This window comes from Acinetobacter sp. 809848 (genome assembly GCF_000581275.1).
In the GTDB taxonomy this organism is placed as follows: Bacteria; Pseudomonadota; Gammaproteobacteria; order Pseudomonadales; family Moraxellaceae; genus Acinetobacter; species Acinetobacter pittii.
The window spans coordinates 1-17,152 of record NZ_JEXG01000032.1 but is presented as its reverse complement, the minus strand read 5'-3'; the positions used below and the strand labels follow the sequence as shown (position 1 = coordinate 17,152).

Sequence of the window (17,152 nt, the reverse complement as noted above, 5' to 3'; positions counted from 1 at the left end):
TATAAAAAAAACTATAGCGGCTCTGTGTTTTCTTTGATTATTGTCGGACAAGTAAACATTTTTTAATGAATTCTTGACCGGTTGGTAAAATTAAGCGCGAGCGCTGCTTTCACCATGTTCACGATCCAAACCAAAAGCGGTATGTAAGCAGCGTACAGCAAGTTCAAGGTATTTCTCATCGATAATCACAGAAACTTTAATTTCAGAAGTTGAAATCATAAGAATGTTGATACCTTCATCAGCAAGGGCAGTGAACATTTTGCTCGCTACACCTGCGTGTGAACGCATACCTACACCAACGATAGACACTTTAACGATGTCGTCACGTGTTGAAACTTCACGTGCGCCAATATTTTTAGCAGTTTCGTTTAAGATTTTTTCAGCTTTCGCTAAATCAACACGGTTTACAGTGAAAGTGAAATCTGTTGTGCCATCTTCTTCAACATTTTGCACTATCATATCGACTTCGATATTGGCATCACTTACTGGTGATAAGATTTTAGAAGCAATACCTGGTTCATCAGGTACACCTAAAATCGTTAATTTTGCTTCGTCACGGTTAAAAGCAATACCTGCAATAATTGGCTGTTCCATAGTATCTTCTGCCTCAGTAGTAATGAGTGTACCAACATTTTCTTTAAATTCGTCGTCAAAAACGCCGTCGTCGTCATTATCAAAGCTTGATAATACACGTAAAGGAACTTGATATTTCCCGGCAAACTCTACTGAGCGAATTTGTAAAACTTTAGAACCTAATGATGCCATTTCTAGCATTTCTTCAAAAGAAATACGGTCGATTTTTTTGGCTTTAGGAGCAACGCGAGGGTCAGTGGTGTAAACACCATCTACATCAGTGTAAATCTGGCATTCGTCAGCTTTTAAAGCAGCAGCAAGAGCAACACCAGAAGTATCTGAACCACCTCGACCTAGTGTTGTGGTATTTCCATTAGCATCAAAGCCTTGGAAACCAGCAACCACAATAACACGGCCTGCATCTAGGTCATTGGTCATGACATCTGTATCAATAGACTCGATACGCGCCTTGGTAAATGCACTGTCAGTTTTAATACCGACTTGACGTCCGGTATAGGATTTAGCTTCCACACCAATCGAATTAAGTGCCATAGCTAACATGGAAATCGTCACCTGTTCACCGGTTGAAACCATTTGGTCTAACTCACGTGGGTCAGGTGTTTCGGTAATGGCTTTAGCGAGAGCAAGTAAGCGGTTTGTTTCACCACTCATTGCAGATACGACCACAACAACCTTGTGACCGTGATCATGCCAACGCTTCACACGACGAGCAACATTTAAAATGCGCTCGGGGGTACCCATAGAAGTACCGCCATATTTTTGAACGATTAATGCCATAGTTGTTCCATATAAGCCATGACCCTGAGAGGCTTTTCAGGGTCAGTTACACAAAAAGTGAAGTCTTATTTTTGTTCAAGCCATGCAGGCAATGCTGCGATAACTTGTCCAAACTTCTCGTTAAGTGGCGCGCCACCTTGTGCTAAGTCAGGTTTGCCACCACCTTTACCACCTAACTCGGTTGCTAGATGTTTGATGATGTCACCTGCTTTTAGAGTTGCAGTGTATTGTGATGCAACTGAAGCAAGTAGGCTGACTTTGTCACCCTCTACACCAGCTAACACAATAACTGCATTCTCTAATTTCGATTTAACACTGTCGTGTAAGTTGCGAAGTGATTTTGCATCTACACCTTGAACAGTGGTAATAAGCGTTTGACGACCAGCAATGGTTTGTACCTGGTCAATCAATTCTGACGCTTGGAAGTTTGCCAATTTCTGATTGAGCTGTTCAATCTGCTTTTGTAATGCAGAAACCAATTCAACATTGGCTTGTACACGCTCAACAGTTTGGTCTTTCTGTGCTTTTAATAAGCCATTAATGTGCTGGATATCAGCATCAGTTTTTTGTACTACATCTAGCGCTTTAGTACCTGTAACAGCTTCAATACGACGTACACCAGCAGCTACACCACCTTCAGAAGTGATTTTGAATAAACCAATATCACCTGTACGTTTAACGTGGATACCACCACAAAGTTCAATTGAGAAGTTTTTCTCATCAATAATTGAACCCATAGAAAGTACACGTACTTCATCACCATATTTTTCACCGAACAACATCATGGCACCTTTAGCTTTTGCAGCTTCGATATCAAGAAGTTCGGTTGTTACAGCACTGTTTGCAATAATTTCTGCATTCACTAAACGTTCAACTTGTTGTAACTGTTCAAAAGTTACAGGTTGGTCATTAGCAAAGTCGAAACGTAAGATATCGCTTGCAACTAGAGAACCTTTTTGTTGTACATGTGAACCTAAGATTTGACGAAGGGCAGCATGTAATAGGTGAGTTGCAGAGTGGTTACGTGCAGTTGCTTCACGAATGTCTGCTTTAACAATCGCTTCAACATTTTGATCGGCTTTAAGACTACCAACGGTCACAATACCTTGATGAACAAAGGCACCACCTGACTTTTTAGTATCTTGAACTTCAAAAATACCAGTTTCATTTTTGAAGATACCAGTGTCGCCAATCTGACCACCACTTTCAGCATAGAAAGGAGTTTGGTTTAAAACGATAAGCGCTTCATCACCTTCAGAAACTTCATCAACTTGTACGCCATCTTTATAGATCGCTACAATTTGACCTTGACCAGTGGTGTTGATGTAACCATCAAACTGAGTTTCGCCATCAACTTTTACAATATTGTTGTAATCAACTGCAAACTTACCAGCATCACGAGCACGTTGACGCTGTGCTGCCATTTCTACTTCAAAACCAGCTTCATCAATAATAAAGTCACGTTCACGTGCAATATCAGCAGTTAAGTCTGTCGGGAAGCCGTAAGTGTCGTAAAGTTTAAATACAGTCGCACCAGGAATTGTCTTATCTTTTAATTGAGCAAGCTCACCTTCGAGTAGTTTCAAGCCTTGCTCAAGTGTTTTTGCAAACTGTTCTTCTTCACGAATTAAAGTTGCTTCAATCACATCTTTACGAGCTGCAAGCTCTGGATATGCATCACCCATAACTTCAATTAAAGGTTGCAACATTTTGTAGAAGAACGTACCAGTTGCACCAAGTTTATTACCGTGACGCACAGCGCGACGGATAATACGGCGAAGTACATAACCACGACCTTCATTACTTGGGTTTACACCATCAGCAATGAGGAAACAGCATGAACGCGCATGGTCTGCAACAACACGTAAAGAAGGCTGACCTTGGTCTTCAATACCGATAATGTTGGCAGCAGCTTTTAATAAGTGTTGGAACAGGTCAATATCATAGTTTGAATTAACATGTTGCAATACAGCAGAGATACGCTCTAAGCCCATACCTGTATCAACAGACGGAGCAGGAAGAGGGTGAAGCACGCCATCAGCAGTACGGTTAAACTGCATGAAAACGTTGTTCCAGATTTCAATGAAACGGTCGCCATCTTCTTCAGGAGAACCAGGTAAGCCACCCCAAATGTGATCACCGTGGTCAAAGAAAATTTCAGAACATGGACCACATGGGCCAGTATCACCCATTGCCCAGAAGTTATCAGATGCGTATTTTTCGCCTTTATTATCACCAATACGGATAATACGTTCTGGCGCTAAACCGATTTCTTTGTTCCAGATGTCGTAAGCTTCGTCATCGGTGTGGTAAACCGTGGCATAAAGTTTATCTTTTGGTAAAGCAAGCCATTGTTCGCTGGTTAAAAATTCCCATGCGAATTTAAGTGCATCACGTTTGAAATAATCACCGAATGAGAAATTACCTAACATTTCGAAGAATGTATGGTGGCGTGCAGTGTAGCCAACGTTGTCTAAGTCATTGTGTTTACCGCCAGCGCGTACACATTTTTGAGATGTAGTTGCACGCACATAGTCACGTTTCTCAAGACCTAAAAAGCAGTCTTTAAACTGGTTCATCCCAGCATTTGTAAATAATAAAGTTGGGTCGTTGGCAGGAACAAGAGAACTCGACGCGACACGTGTATGCCCTTGCGTTTCAAAGTAGCGCAAAAATGCTTCACGAATTTCAGCAGATGTCATTAAACGAGTACTCACAACCAAGTCACTCCATATTTTCGAATTTGGCTAAATGTATCAATGCCTGTTTGTTTTATGCCAAACCTTGCATGTGATACGGGGCTTATTTTTTAAAAACGCTAAATTGTAGCGGAAAAACCCCACCGAACCAACGATTTTAAAAGGAATATCTTACAAAACTGTGATTTGGCTAAAAATCTATATTCAATTGGCCTTGACGTGCTTTACTATATGCCTTCTTTAGTTTGTAGTTTTGTTGATAAGGATAGGTCATGCAACGTATCGCCATTAATGGGTTTGGTCGGATTGGACGTAATGTTTTACGCGCCTGGTTCGAAAGCCCAAAACAATTTCATTTTGAAATCGTGGCGATTAACGATATAGCAGATGTCCAGACATTAGTGCATTTATTTAAATATGATTCTACGCACGGCCGCTTCAATGGAAATGTAGATATATTCATTGAAAATGAAAAAGTTTTTTTGAATATTCAGTCAAATCAACGAACGCTAAAAGTTGAGGTTTTAAAGCAGAAACAACCTGAACTTTTACCATGGTCTAGTTTAGATATTGATGTGGTACTTGAGTGTACAGGACTGTTCCGTTCTCATGCGGATGCGACACGTCATCTACAAGCAGGGGCGAAGCGGGTCATTATTGGGGCGGCACCTTTTGATCATGTTGACGCAGCCATTGTTTATGGTGTGAACCATAATGAAGTCAAAGTGACTGATCAGATCATATCAAGCGTTTCATGTACTACTCAAGCTTTGGTTCCATTAGTCAAAATCATTGATGATGCTTTTGGTATTGAAACAGCACTTATGACAGAAATTCATGCAGTGACGGCAGACCAATCTGTTCTTGACCACGCACATCGTGATTTACGTCGTGCTAGAGCTTCAGGGCAAAATATTATCCCGACCACGTCAAGTGCACTCGGCGCATTAAAACGTGTTATGCCTAAAATGGAAGACCGTATTGATGGTTATTCAATTCGGGTACCGACTATTAATGTAGCTGCAATTGACTTAACTTTTATCGCGCAATCTCCAATTACTGTGCATCACATTAATGAGTTGCTAATTAAAGCATCTCAAACAGACTATGCAGAAATTATGGCGGTAACAGATGAGCCATTAGTTTCGAGTGATTTCAATCATTCACCTTATTCGCTCATCGTTGATTTAACTCAAACTATGGTTGTAGGGCATCAAGCTAAAGTATTCGCTTGGTACGATAATGAATGGGGCTATGCAAATCGTTTATTGGATCTGTGTGATTCTTTCTAAATATGATTTTAAATCATTTAAGGGTGTTAAATTAATACCCTTTTTATGGTTGTTAATTTCTAATATGAAAAGTTCAAATAATTAAAATTCTAAATATTAGTGTTGTGTAAAATTATATCTATTTGTATGATTCGCAAACATTAAAATTTTAATTATAGAGTTCATATGAAATTTAACTCAAAAAGAATAAGTGGTTTTTTAATTTTTACATCTACTATTATTTTAGCTGCTTGCGGTGGTGAAGGCTCAGATCAAAATACCCATGATCAAGCCGAAAATAATTTAGAAAAAGAAGACAAAATTTACCAAGTCTATTATCAATCTTCTGATATTTCTTCAAGTATCTATCGTGATTCTTTTGAAATTACTCAATATTCAATTAAGAATAATGAAATCTTTTTTGCAAAGTCACATAACCAACCGCTAGAAACTGAACTTTTAACTGAACAGAAAGTTTTAAATAAAGGGACCTTACAAACACATACTGTGAAAAGGTTAACACCGAGCAGTTGGACGTATGAATTAATGCCTGATTTGAAAGAAAATTTAAAATTTGAAATTGTGAATTTAGAGGGTGAAAATATCTTTGATCGTGTATTACCGGGCTATAAAGAAAATAAAAATTTAGAAACGGGCCTTCACAATCAACTTGATAAAAATTTAATAGACTTCTACCAAAATTATAAGAATGTTAGGTTTCCAAAAAATAGTTATTGTTATCGTTTAAAAGAAACTCAATGGAATCAATCTTATATTTCAGATATATCTAGTTTTAATTCAAATCCTTCGTTTAGTGAGAAAAAGCAGTCAATTGTCGAAAGATATAATAACTTAGGCCAAGATAAAAAGTATTTTAGGCTTCTAAATTCGCAGTGGTATGGTTATAACTTAACTGTTTTAGAAAACTTAGAAACTGGTGATATTCAAAGCGCATTGGGAAATAATAATAACCAGTCTGCTTTTTTTATTAATTTTATATCAAGTAGTCGGTGGGATGCTGATAGAAATTTAGCGTATGAAAAGTCTCATCTGTATTCTATAGAAGATAACCCGCTTAATAATGTGCATTCATTAATTGCTTTCAGACAAAAGCTAAAAATCGCAAATCTTGAAAAAGGTTGCTTTGCTTTTAATACTCAAGCAGCTCAAGCTATTCAAAGATTAAATTTAGTTAACTGGCAACCAGGTGATAGTTCAGATATTGGCCCATTCTTTGGTCGAAGAACTTTTGTCTATGATATGAGTGAATTAGAATAAGATGTTGAATATTATTATTAATTCATGAAATCTTCTTTTTGACTTTAGAGTTTATTAAGAAAGATTTATGCAAATTGTCAGGTGCATGGCACAAAGTATCATGCTACACTAAGAGAAATCGGGTGTGTTCCCGATTTTTTTATGTGGGGTCGTTCCACTTTGATCAGATTTTAGGCTTGAAATATGACCATTTCAGAGACATGGTTGCTGCCTGACGGGGTAGCAGATGTATTGCCGGAACAGGCGCAAGTCATTGAAAAACTTCGCCGTGAAGCTTTAGATTTCCTCGCGGTACGAGGTTATCAATTGGTATATACACCATTTATCGAATACATCGAATCGTTGTCTTCATTATCAGAATCAAATCAAGACTTAGATTTAGTAACTTTTAAGGTCATTGATCAGCTCTCAGGCCGTTTACTCGGTGTTCGTGCTGATATGACGCCACAAGTTGCACGTATCGATGCACATGTAAGACCAGTTGAAGGTGTTGCACGTTACTGTTATTCAGGGACTGTATTACATACTAAACCACAAAATTTCAATGCCACACGTGCACCTCTACAATTAGGTGCAGAGTTATACGGGCATGACAGTATCGAAGCTGATGTCGAAATGGTCGATGTTATGCTGGGGTTGATCGAGAACATCTATACTTTACAAGGCGCGCATTTAGATTTGGGCCATGTAGGGTTGTTCCGCAGTTTAGTAAAGTGTGCTGGACTGTCAAAAAATGAAGAGCATGAGCTTTCAGATCTTTATCAAAGAAAAGCGTTACCAGAGTTAGCTGAATTTACTCAAAACCTCAATATGGGTTCTGATTTCTATGCACTTGGCCGCTATTCTAGTGATCTAGAAGCATTGCAGGCGAATTTAAGTGTAAACATCTTACAAGATGCTGAGTTTAAATCAGCGTTAGATGCACTTAAAACGACACTTGCGCAAATTAAAGGCCGTTGGCCAAATCTCAATATCGGTATTGATGTTGTAGAGCTACGTAGTTATCACTATCACACTGGCTTAATGTATGCGGTCTATGCACCGAATCGAGCTGCGCCTTTAGCACAGGGTGGCCGTTATGATGGTATTGGTGAGCACTTTGGCCGCGCACGTCCTGCTACTGGCTTTAGTTGTGATTTATATGCCTTAGGTGCAAATCAGTTCGCGGAAATCGAAACTGTTGTTGCTCCAAAAGGCTCAGAACAGGATTTACTCTCAGCAATTTCGAATGCACGTGCTCAAGGTTTACGTGTGGTTCAATTGTTAGGTAATGATGATTTAAGTTCTATTCCATATGCGACCCATCAACTCGTGTCGCAAAATGGACAATGGAATATTGAAAAGATTTAATCGCCAACGGTAAATTTTTACTGGTGGTTTCCAATTTTAACAGCATGATGTAATGAGGCTATTATGGGCAAAAATGTTGTGGTACTTGGTACCCAATGGGGCGACGAAGGTAAAGGTAAAATCGTCGACCTGCTCACAGATCAGGCGGCTGCGGTAGTACGTTATCAAGGCGGACATAACGCAGGTCATACTCTTGTCGTAGGTGGTAAAAAGACTGTATTGCACCTCATTCCATCAGGCATTTTACGTGAAAACGTATTGTGCTTAATTGGTAATGGTGTAGTACTTTCACCAGCCGCGTTAATTGAAGAAATGGGAATTTTGGAAGCGGAAGGTGTTCCTGTTAAAGAACGTCTACGTATTTCTCCAAACTGTCCACTCATTTTGCCTAACCACATTGCACTTGATCAGGCACGTGAGAAGAAACGTGGTAATGCTAAAATCGGTACTACAGGTCGTGGTATTGGTCCTGCATACGAAGATAAAGTGGCTCGCCGTGCAGTGCGTGTTGCTGACCTTGTTCGTGGTGGTGCAGCGTTAGAAGAAAAACTTCAAGAAATGCTTGAGTTACATAACTTCCAATTAACTCAGTTCTACGGTGTAGAAGCTGTTAAATTTGAAGATGTATTGGCTCTTTGCAACCAATGGCGTGAAGTGCTTGCTCCATTAGTGATTGACGTTACTAAAGTGTTGCACGACTATCGCAAAGAAGGTAAGGCTGTAATGTTTGAAGGAGCTCAAGGCTCACTTCTAGACATTGACCACGGTACTTATCCGTATGTTACAAGTTCAAATACAACTGCTGGTGGCGTAAGCTCTGGTTCAGGTATGGGACCTTTACATCTAGATTATGTATTAGGTATTACTAAGGCTTATACAACACGTGTAGGTGCTGGTCCATTCCCAACTGAATTGGTTTACGATGCCGCTGCTGATTCTGGTGACCCAATTGGTAAACACCTTGGTACAGTTGGTCATGAATTTGGTGCTTCTACTGGCCGTCAACGTCGTTGTGGTTGGTTTGATGCTGAAATTCTTCGCCGTTCTGTAGATGTAAACTCACTTTCAGGTATTTGCTTAACTAAACTTGACGTTTTAGATGGTTTGGAAGAAGTAAAAATCTGTGTAGGTTATGAAAATACAGATTCAGGTTGTGTAGGTTCTTCAGATGCGGTTTCTTTTGAATGCTTGAAGCCAATCTATGAAACTATGCCTGGTTGGAGCGAGTCGACTGTTGGTTTAACTAGTATCGATCAATTACCAGCAAATGCTTTGGCTTATGTTAAGCGTATTGAACAATTAATCGAATGTCCGATTGATATCGTTTCAACTGGTCCAGATCGTGCAGAAACAATTGTTTTACGTCATCCATTCTCTGCTTAATTAGCAAAGATTAAAAAGGCCTCCTGAAAGGGGGCTTTTTTTATACCCGACTAAAGTGCAGTTTTCGTTTTATTAGATTCAGATTAAAACATTATATATAGATAAGGAAGGATGGGCTCAGGATGAAGCTGCAACCAACTATTTCAAAAACAATTTTTTATTCTTTTTTATTTGCTATTGGTGGTTCACCCACGCTGGCGATGTTGGTTATTTATGGACAGGAATATCATGAAGATTTCTTTATGACAGCTTTTATGAGCTTGTCGGTTTTGTTCGCATGTGTGTTAATTCCTGTTGTACTCATACAAAATAGTTATTTACTCTGGAAAAGGGAAAGTCCTAATCTTGAAGAGAAAGTTAAAACCTTAAGTCATGTTTATCTGGGTTTAAATGTAATCTGTTTAATTTTCTGGATTTATTTGATGACTTTATCTACTTGATCGTTACATAAATACTATGATCATGGAGAAATGAGACATTCAAAGCATGAGTGGTATTTCTTATAATAAGTGCAAAAGAATAAACAGCTTTTTATCGATTTAGGTGATCCGTGTTATGAATAAAAAACTCTTTTTAAGCTTGTGTGCAGCAAGTGTGATGACCATTTCTGGCTGTGCAACAGTAGCGGACATGGCTGGTGCAGATACTGCAACCTTAAATGCTCAATCTGCTCAAGGTTTTAATAAGATGGTGCAGGAAGCACGTGGTAAGGGTGCTCTCGATACAAGCTCTAGTACATATAACCGTATTAATGCTGTATTCAACCGTTTAAAACCATATGCCAACCAGATGAATCAGACTGGTCAACCATTTAGCTGGCAGTTAGCGGTGTTGAAATCAGATACGATTAATGCTTACGTTGCACCTGGTGGCAAGGTCGTGTTCTATACAGGTATTGTGAATAAATTGAACCTGACAGATGCTGAAATTGCAGCTGTTATGGGACATGAAATGACACATGCTTTAGAAGAGCATGCAAAAAGTAAAATCGGTGCACAAGCTTTAACTGATTTAGCTCTAGGTATCGGTTTAAGCTATGCGGGTAATAATGTAGGCCAACTCGGTACTGCTGCTGCTCAGTTAGGTACACAAGTGGGTGTGGGCTTACCATATTCTCGTAGCTTGGAAAGTCGTGCTGACCAAGGTGGTTTAATGTTGATGGCGCGTGCAGGCTATAATCCAAATGCAGCGATTACGCTTTGGGAAAAAATGAATAAGCTTGAAGGTGGCGGTGGTTCATCCTTCTTGTCTACTCACCCATCTAACTCACAACGTATTGGTGATATGCGTAAAAACTTACCTGCGGCAATGGCAGTTTATAATAGCCGTAAATAAGATGTAAATTTTATATAGATAAAGAAAACGGATGCTTAAGCATCCGTTTTTTATTTAAGGAGCAGGGTTGGGCTGTTGAGTATGGATGGCCTCAATACCTTTTAGAACTTCACTTGGTAATTCAATCTCAAATGCCTGAATATTTTCTTTGAGTTGATCTAAATTAGTGGCACCAATAATTGTGCTGGTCACAAAGAACTGTTGTTTAATAAAAGCTAAGGCCATCTGAGTTAAGCTTAGTCCATGCTTTTCTGCTAGCTGTGCATATTGTTCAGTTGCCCACTCACTTTGAGGGTTACTGTAGCGGCTAAAGCGAGGGAATAGTGTCACACGAGCATTAGCGGGACGTGCACCATTTCTAAACTTGCCAGTTAGGTAACCAAAAGCCAGAGGAGAGTAGGCGAGCAATCCGACATCCTCATATTTAGCAATCTCTGACATACCTATTTCATAAGTACGGTTAAGAAGACTATAAGGGTTTTGAACACTTACAAATTTACTGACACCTAGCTTTTCGGCTAAATGTAAAAATTTCATAGTGCCCCACGGGGTTTCATTTGATAAACCAATATAGCGAATGCGCCCGCGATTAATCTCTTCTTGTAGAGCGAGTAATGTTTCTTCTAGAGGTGTTGTGTCGTAATCATTTTCAGCTTGGTGATTACCATAAGCGAGCGTACCAAAAAAGTTGGTATGACGTTCAGGCCAATGCAGTTGATAAAGGTCGATATAGTCCGTTTGGAGGCGTTTAAGTGATCCATCTAGAGCTTTGGCAATATGATCACTGTTAAAGCGTGTATTGCCTTCTCGGATGTGTGTTCCTCCAAAGCCAGGACCTGCAATTTTAGATGCGAGAAAGACTTTGTCACGTTGTCCATTTTGGGCAAACCAATTGCCAATAATTGTTTCAGTTGCGCCATAAGTTTCAGGTTTTGGTGGAACAGAATACATCTCTGCCGTATCCCAAAAATATAAACCATTGGCCAAGGCGTAATTGAGTTGTTCAAAAGCTTCTTGTTGGGAGTTTTGCTCACCAAATGTCATGGTGCCTAAACAAATTTCTGGAAGTTTAAGGCCTGTGCGACTAAGTGGGTTAAATTGCATACAGCGGAATCCTTGGAAATTTTGAGTTAGCCTAACGGAGAATATGTATTCAACTTAAATCATAAAATTAGAATAGTTTGTAAGCTTTGTGTATTAACTCATTGTTGCATATAAAAAAAGCAAACCGAAGTTTGCTTTTTATTAAAAATTTAATGAATATTATTCTTCATCGTCGTAGTCATCATCAGAAACAGTGTTTTCTTCTAATGATGCATCAAAAATAAGAATGGCTTTACCATCAGTTTGGATCATACCTTGATCTTCTAAGGTTTTGAGTACACGGCCAACCATCTCACGTGAACATCCAACAATACGGCCAATTTCTTGACGAGTAATACGAATTTGACGACCATTCGGCAAAATCATTGCTTCTGGTTGAGAAGATAGATCGATTAAGCAACGTGCAATACGACCAGACACATCAATGAACGCAAGATCTGTCATTTTACGGGTCGTATTTTTTAGACGGCGAACTAATTGTGCAAAAACAGCATAGCTTAAGTCTGGGTATTGTTTGCTGAGTTCGTGGAAGTTGTCATAAGAGATCTCTGCAATTTCACAGACATCACGAGTTCGAACTTCGGCTGTACGTTGAGGGTTCGGTTCGAAAAGCCCCATTTCCCCAAAGAAATCGCCCGGATTTAAATACGCAACAACAATTTCACGTTCGTCATCTTCACGCAAAATAATTGAAACTGAGCCTTTTAAAATTAAATATAAAGATTTTGACTCTGTTCCGGCATCAACAATTGTGGTTCGTTTTGGATATCTGTTGATGTGAGCACGTTTTAACAATGCTTTAACGGATTCAGGTAGTTGCCCCGGAGATAAAGCATCTGTGCTGAGTTGTGAAAAATTTGAAGTCATGCTTAATATGTTCCGAATAGGGTAAACAATTCACACAAGCTCGAGATGAGCTATTACACAGAAGAGATGAAATTCCTTATCAACTCATTTTATGTTAGTGTACAAAACAAGGGCCTGTTGACATTTCACAGATGGTTGCAACATAAGACAATTCTTTTAGACGTACCAAATAAGAACTATGAAATTTAGCCATTCTAAATAAATAGATCTTAACAATGGAACGTACAAAATAACTTGGTCTTGCGCTATGCCTGCGCTGCTTTAATTGCAACTCAGATTATGGCTGAAATTTCACAAACTTTATTACAAAACTGGACAAAGGATTGCCATTGTCTGGGTTTTGCGTCTTATTTGGATTAATTTTTAGCTATAACGCAATCCATAGATGAAATGTCAACAGACCCTGCTTAAATTTATAATTTTTTTTGGGTAGTTGCAATGCAAACAAGTGTACATTGGCTAGAGAATGTTGCTTTTGAAGCGAAATCGGATAGTGGGCATAGTGTCATCATGGACGGCTCACCTGAGTATGGTGGTGAAAACCGTGGTCCACGTCCTATGGAATTGATATTAATGGGACTTGGTGGGTGTGCTTCGTTTGATATTGTGACTATTTTAAAGAAATCTCGCCAAGATGTGACGAATGTTGTATGTAATTTAAAAGCTGAGCGTGCTGACGCAATTCCGGCTGTGTTTACTAAAATCCACTTACATTTTGTGGTAACTGGTAAAGCTGTGAAAGAAAAGCAGGTTGCAAAAGCAGTTGAATTGTCTGCCGAGAAATATTGTTCAGCAAGTAAAATGCTTTCTGACGGTGGTGTTGAAATTACACATGACTTCGAAATTATTGAAGCGGAATAAGGCATTTTTTTGCTAACTAGAAATTAAAAAAAGCTGACATGAGAGTTGGCTTTTTTATTGTCAAAAATAACTAAAAAATAATAGGGAGAAGAAAGATGAATATTCGTTCTGCTAAATCAAAAGATACTCAAGCTATATGTGATCTACTTAAACAGATGGGATACCCACAGCCTTTTGCTCTTATTCAAGAAAAATTTGAGATACTCCATAATGACTCTAATTCACAAATTTTGATTGCTGAAGAGAGGGGTAAAATTTATGGTTTTTTATCTCTCTACTTTATTCCGCAAATTGCCTTACAAGGTGACTTTGCCAAAATATGCTATCTGTGTGTTGATGAGAATATGCGTAGCAAAGGTGTTGGGCATTTACTCGTAAAGGAGGCTGAGCAACAAGCCAGACGCCGAGGGTGTGATCGAATGGAACTGCATTCAGGAATGCAAAGACCTTTGGCACATCGATTTTACCTAAGAGAAGGCTATGTCGAAGCGCCAAAGTATTTTCGTAAAGCTTTAAATTAACGAGCTGTATTTAGAAAAAGCTGAGGATCTACCCGAGCATTATTAAGGCTCATGCCCCAATGCAGATGAGGGCCTGTCACGCGTCCTGTTTTGCCTACTAAACCTAGTGTTTCTCCTTGGCGGATATGTTGGCCTTTCTCTACTTTAATTGCGCTTAAATGGCAGAACATGCTGACTAAGCCTTGGCCATGATCAATCAACACGGTTTGTCCATTAAAAAAATAAGATCCAGTTTGGATAACCACACCATCTGCGGGAGCAACAACTTTTTGTCCTACTGGCGCAGGAATATCTAGACCTGAGTGAGGCGCGCGTCCCTCGCCGTTAAAGAAGCGTTTTCTTCCAAAAGAGTTGCTAAATTTCCCTGAAGTCGGGCGTATAAATGTAGGTAGGGTTTGCCATGAGCTCTGTGTAAATGAGGTATACACATCATTTTGTTCTTTTGCTTCTTGAGCGTAGCGGTCTAATTGACTTTGATTAGGGTTCACATAATCTTGGTTCGTGACTTTAATCCGCTGTTCTGCGTAAGGATAAGACTTAACTTCTATTTGAATCGGGGCTTTATTTGTGTCGAGTTGAATACTGCCGATTGGAGTAGATAAAGGAATACCAAGCACGGCATAACGCTGCTGACCTTCTTGGCTAATTAAAACAGGCTTTTGTTGAAAAGTGACCTGAGTAATATCAGTACTTAGAGGAACAACTGCAATTCCACCAGGTCGTCTGGAGTCTTGTGGAAGCTGAGCGATTGCTAGTGCCGAAGTAAAAAGACAAGTTGTTGTTAATATAATGTGTTTAAAGTGCATTTTCATTTCAAAACGAGTAGGAAACTAGCAAGATAAACTAAAGCTTAATCACTAAATTCTCAATGAAGAGTTTGTGAAAAGCGTAGTAAGAATAAGCATGAATCTAAATATTCAATCATTTTAATAAAATGTAGCTGAACTGTACTTGAAATATATACAAAACAATCCCATATTATAATGGAGTTTTACTCATTGTTATTTTTATAACATTATGAAAAATATATAAAAATTTATTTGAAATCCGAAGAAGTGTTCCCATCTATTAGACAAGTACAAATTTGTTGTGAGGAATAACAAGAATGCGTTTTGAGAAATTTACAAACCGCTTGCAGCAAGCCCTCTCAGATGCTCAATCTTTAGCGATGGGTAAAGACCATACCGCTATCGCAGGTATTCATATTTTGTCTACCTTGTTAGAAGAGCCATCAAATATTAGTTTGTTGCAACAAGCAGGTGCACGGTTACCTGAACTTAAACAAAAACTTGAACAGGCTATAAAAGATGCGCCGACAATTGCCAACCCAACGGGTGATGTCAACTTAAACCCAGAAGCCGTTAAAGCGCTTAATTTGGCAGACAGATATGCGCAAAAGGCAGGTGATGAATTTTTATCAACTGACTGGGTTTTATTAGGTTTGGCAGAGACAGGCGAAACTAAAAATATTTTAAGTGCGGTAGGTGTAACTCCCGACAGCTTACGCAAAGTAATTGAACATATTCGAGGTAATGACAAAGTCATGAGTAATAATCACGAAGACCAACGTGACTCACTTAATAAATATACGATTGATTTAACAGAGCGTGCTTTATCTGGAAAACTTGATCCTGTCATTGGGCGTGACGATGAAATTCGCCGTACCATTCAGGTGTTATCGCGTCGTACCAAAAACAACCCTGTTCTTATTGGTGAGCCGGGCGTAGGTAAAACCGCTATTGTTGAAGGTTTGGCACAGCGTATTGTGAATGGTGAAGTGCCAGAGGGATTAAAAAATAAACGTGTTTTATCCCTCGACTTAGGTTCATTACTGGCTGGTGCTAAATATCGTGGTGAGTTTGAAGAACGTTTAAAAGCTGTTTTAAAAGACTTGGCAAAACACGAAGGCGAAATCATCCTGTTTATTGATGAGTTACATACACTCGTAGGTGCAGGTAAAGGTGATGGCGCGATGGATGCAGGTAATATGTTAAAACCTGCGTTGGCTCGTGGTGAATTGCGCTGTGTGGGTGCGACGACCTTAGATGAATATCGTCAATATATTGAAAAAGATGCAGCTTTAGAGCGTCGTTTCCAAAAAGTGCTAGTTGATGAGCCAAGTGTTGAAGATACGATTGCAATTTTACGTGGACTCAAAGAAAAATATGCCACTCACCATGGTGTGCAAATTTTAGACTCTGCGATTATTGCTGCGGCGAAAATGTCTCATCGTTACATCACTGATCGTCAATTACCAGACAAGGCAATTGATTTGATTGATGAGGCAGCTTCTCGTATTAAAATGGAGATTGACTCTAAACCTGAAGCACTTGATAAGCTCGATCGCCGTTTAATCCAGTTGAAAATGCAATTGGAAGCTGTGAAAAAAGATGAAGATGTCGGCAGTAAAGCTGAAGTCACTCATCTTGAAAAACAGATTGCTGAAGTCGAGAAAGAATACAACGATCTTGAAGAAATCTGGAAGTCTGAAAAAACTTTGGTAGAAGGTACTAAACAGGCTCAGGTGGAACTTGATAAAGCGCGTATTGCTTTTGAGAAAGCTCAGCGTGAAGGTGATTTGGCTGAGGCAGCACGTTTACAGTATGGCGTAATTCCAGAGTTGCAAAAACAACTGGAGCAAGATGAAGTTGCAGAGGAGAACGAAGAGCCAAAACTCATTCGTACTAAAGTAACTGAAAATGAAATTGCTGAAGTTGTTAGTGCTGCAACAGGTATTCCGGTTGCTAAAATGATGCAAGGCGAGCGTGAAAAACTCCTTAATATGGAAGAGTTTTTACATGACCGTGTTGTAGGTCAAGATGAAGCAGTTGTTGCGGTATCGAATGCTGTTCGCCGTTCACGTGCCGGTTTGTCTGACCCGAATCGTCCTAGTGGATCATTCTTGTTCTTGGGTCCAACAGGTGTTGGTAAAACTGAGTTGACTAAAGCTTTAGCTAACTTCTTGTTTGACAGTGATGATGCCATGATTCGTATCGACATGAGTGAATTCATGGAGAAACATTCTGTTAGCCGTTTGGTTGGCGCACCTCCAGGATATGTCGGTTATGAAGAAGGTGGTGTTTTAACTGAAGCTGTTCGCCGTAAGCCATAT

Annotated in this window: 15 protein-coding genes; 10 read left to right on the top strand and 5 right to left on the bottom strand. The window is 39.3% G+C overall.

What is annotated here, in order from left to right; genetic code table 11:
• Positions 1-90 precede the first annotated feature (90 nt).
• Positions 91-1,371 (bottom strand): aspartate kinase, encoded by a 1,281-nt coding sequence (locus J536_RS19165; RefSeq protein ID WP_002115333.1) that lies wholly within the window; start codon positions 1,369-1,371, stop codon positions 91-93.
• Between the two features lie 65 nt (positions 1,372-1,436).
• Positions 1,437-4,073 carry an alanine--tRNA ligase gene (gene alaS / locus J536_RS19160; RefSeq protein WP_032037792.1) on the bottom strand — a complete coding sequence of 879 codons (2,637 nt, stop codon included), beginning with the start codon at positions 4,071-4,073 and terminating at the stop codon, positions 1,437-1,439.
• Between the two features lie 269 nt (positions 4,074-4,342).
• Here alaS and J536_RS19155 point away from each other — a divergent pair, with 269 nt between their 5' ends.
• The 6 genes from J536_RS19155 (at position 4,343) to J536_RS19130 (ending at position 10,687) form a co-directional block, all read left to right on the top strand.
• Positions 4,343-5,362 carry a type I glyceraldehyde-3-phosphate dehydrogenase gene (locus J536_RS19155; RefSeq protein WP_032056749.1) on the top strand — a complete coding sequence of 340 codons (1,020 nt, stop codon included), beginning with the start codon at positions 4,343-4,345 and terminating at the stop codon, positions 5,360-5,362.
• Between the two features lie 165 nt (positions 5,363-5,527).
• Positions 5,528-6,619, top strand: coding sequence for a hypothetical protein (locus tag J536_RS19150; protein ID WP_032056748.1), 1,092 nt, complete (start codon positions 5,528-5,530; stop codon positions 6,617-6,619).
• 183 nt (positions 6,620-6,802) lie between these two features.
• Positions 6,803-7,969: an ATP phosphoribosyltransferase regulatory subunit gene (locus J536_RS19145; protein WP_032056747.1), complete on the top strand. Its 1,167-nt coding sequence runs from the start codon at positions 6,803-6,805 to the stop codon at positions 7,967-7,969.
• A gap of 63 nt (positions 7,970-8,032) precedes the next feature.
• Positions 8,033-9,352: an adenylosuccinate synthase gene (locus J536_RS19140; RefSeq protein WP_002121613.1), complete on the top strand. Its 1,320-nt coding sequence runs from the start codon at positions 8,033-8,035 to the stop codon at positions 9,350-9,352.
• A 122-nt stretch (positions 9,353-9,474) separates the two neighbouring features.
• Positions 9,475-9,792, top strand: a complete 318-nt coding sequence (locus J536_RS19135) for a hypothetical protein (protein WP_002121533.1) — start codon at positions 9,475-9,477, stop codon at positions 9,790-9,792.
• A 115-nt stretch (positions 9,793-9,907) separates the two neighbouring features.
• Positions 9,908-10,687, top strand: coding sequence for a M48 family metallopeptidase (locus J536_RS19130; RefSeq protein WP_002121572.1), 780 nt, complete (start codon positions 9,908-9,910; stop codon positions 10,685-10,687).
• 54 nt (positions 10,688-10,741) lie between these two features.
• On the opposite strand, the gene J536_RS19125 is transcribed toward J536_RS19130, so the two are convergent.
• Together J536_RS19125 and crp are read right to left on the bottom strand one after the other, a co-directional pair.
• Positions 10,742-11,791 carry an NADP(H)-dependent aldo-keto reductase gene (locus J536_RS19125; protein ID WP_032056746.1) on the bottom strand — a complete coding sequence of 350 codons (1,050 nt, stop codon included), beginning with the start codon at positions 11,789-11,791 and terminating at the stop codon, positions 10,742-10,744.
• Positions 11,792-11,950: 159 nt separating this feature from the next.
• A complete protein-coding gene (crp, locus tag J536_RS19120) occupies positions 11,951-12,658 on the bottom strand; it encodes a cAMP-activated global transcriptional regulator CRP (protein ID WP_005070320.1) in 708 nt (235 codons plus the stop codon).
• Positions 12,659-12,898: 240 nt separating this feature from the next.
• On the opposite strand from crp, the gene J536_RS25430 reads away from it, so the two are divergent.
• The 3 genes from J536_RS25430 to J536_RS19110 all read left to right on the top strand — a co-directional run bounded on the left by J536_RS25430 (position 12,899) and on the right by J536_RS19110 (position 14,040).
• Positions 12,899-13,018, top strand: a complete 120-nt coding sequence (locus tag J536_RS25430) for a hypothetical protein (protein ID WP_002121587.1) — start codon at positions 12,899-12,901, stop codon at positions 13,016-13,018.
• Between the two features lie 78 nt (positions 13,019-13,096).
• The gene (locus J536_RS19115; RefSeq protein ID WP_002121528.1) at positions 13,097-13,519 is read left to right on the top strand and encodes an OsmC family protein; all 423 of its coding nucleotides are present in this window, start codon (positions 13,097-13,099) and stop codon (positions 13,517-13,519) included.
• 95 nt (positions 13,520-13,614) lie between these two features.
• Positions 13,615-14,040 (top strand): GNAT family N-acetyltransferase, encoded by a 426-nt coding sequence (locus tag J536_RS19110; protein ID WP_032056745.1) that lies wholly within the window; start codon positions 13,615-13,617, stop codon positions 14,038-14,040.
• Here the strand turns inward: J536_RS19110 and J536_RS19105 are convergent.
• The gene (locus tag J536_RS19105) at positions 14,037-14,846 is read right to left on the bottom strand and encodes a M23 family metallopeptidase (RefSeq protein WP_032056744.1); all 810 of its coding nucleotides are present in this window, start codon (positions 14,844-14,846) and stop codon (positions 14,037-14,039) included. The two genes, J536_RS19110 and J536_RS19105, sit on opposite strands and share 4 nt — an antisense overlap.
• A 299-nt stretch (positions 14,847-15,145) precedes the next feature.
• On the opposite strand from J536_RS19105, the gene J536_RS19100 reads away from it, so the two are divergent.
• Positions 15,146-17,152, top strand: a 2,007-nt coding sequence (locus J536_RS19100) for an AAA family ATPase (protein WP_050680447.1), incomplete at its 3' end; no start/stop codon positions are given.

Excerpts from the sequence above, each read along its gene's own strand:
- J536_RS19165 (WP_002115333.1), bottom strand. The coding sequence starts at position 1,371 with ATGGCATTAATCGTTCAAAAATATGGCGGTACTTCTATGGGTACCCCC.
- alaS (WP_032037792.1), bottom strand. The coding sequence starts at position 4,073 with ATGACATCTGCTGAAATTCGTGAAGCATTTTTGCGCTACTTTGAAACG.
- J536_RS19155 (WP_032056749.1), top strand. The coding sequence starts at position 4,343 with ATGCAACGTATCGCCATTAATGGGTTTGGTCGGATTGGACGTAATGTT.
- J536_RS19150 (WP_032056748.1), top strand. The coding sequence starts at position 5,528 with ATGAAATTTAACTCAAAAAGAATAAGTGGTTTTTTAATTTTTACATCT.
- J536_RS19145 (WP_032056747.1), top strand. The coding sequence starts at position 6,803 with ATGACCATTTCAGAGACATGGTTGCTGCCTGACGGGGTAGCAGATGTA.
- J536_RS19140 (WP_002121613.1), top strand. The coding sequence starts at position 8,033 with ATGGGCAAAAATGTTGTGGTACTTGGTACCCAATGGGGCGACGAAGGT.
- J536_RS19135 (WP_002121533.1), top strand. The coding sequence starts at position 9,475 with ATGAAGCTGCAACCAACTATTTCAAAAACAATTTTTTATTCTTTTTTA.
- J536_RS19130 (WP_002121572.1), top strand. The coding sequence starts at position 9,908 with ATGAATAAAAAACTCTTTTTAAGCTTGTGTGCAGCAAGTGTGATGACC.
- J536_RS19125 (WP_032056746.1), bottom strand. The coding sequence starts at position 11,791 with ATGCAATTTAACCCACTTAGTCGCACAGGCCTTAAACTTCCAGAAATT.
- crp (WP_005070320.1), bottom strand. The coding sequence starts at position 12,658 with ATGACTTCAAATTTTTCACAACTCAGCACAGATGCTTTATCTCCGGGG.
- J536_RS19115 (WP_002121528.1), top strand. The coding sequence starts at position 13,097 with ATGCAAACAAGTGTACATTGGCTAGAGAATGTTGCTTTTGAAGCGAAA.
- J536_RS19110 (WP_032056745.1), top strand. The coding sequence starts at position 13,615 with ATGAATATTCGTTCTGCTAAATCAAAAGATACTCAAGCTATATGTGAT.
- J536_RS19105 (WP_032056744.1), bottom strand. The coding sequence starts at position 14,846 with ATGCACTTTAAACACATTATATTAACAACAACTTGTCTTTTTACTTCG.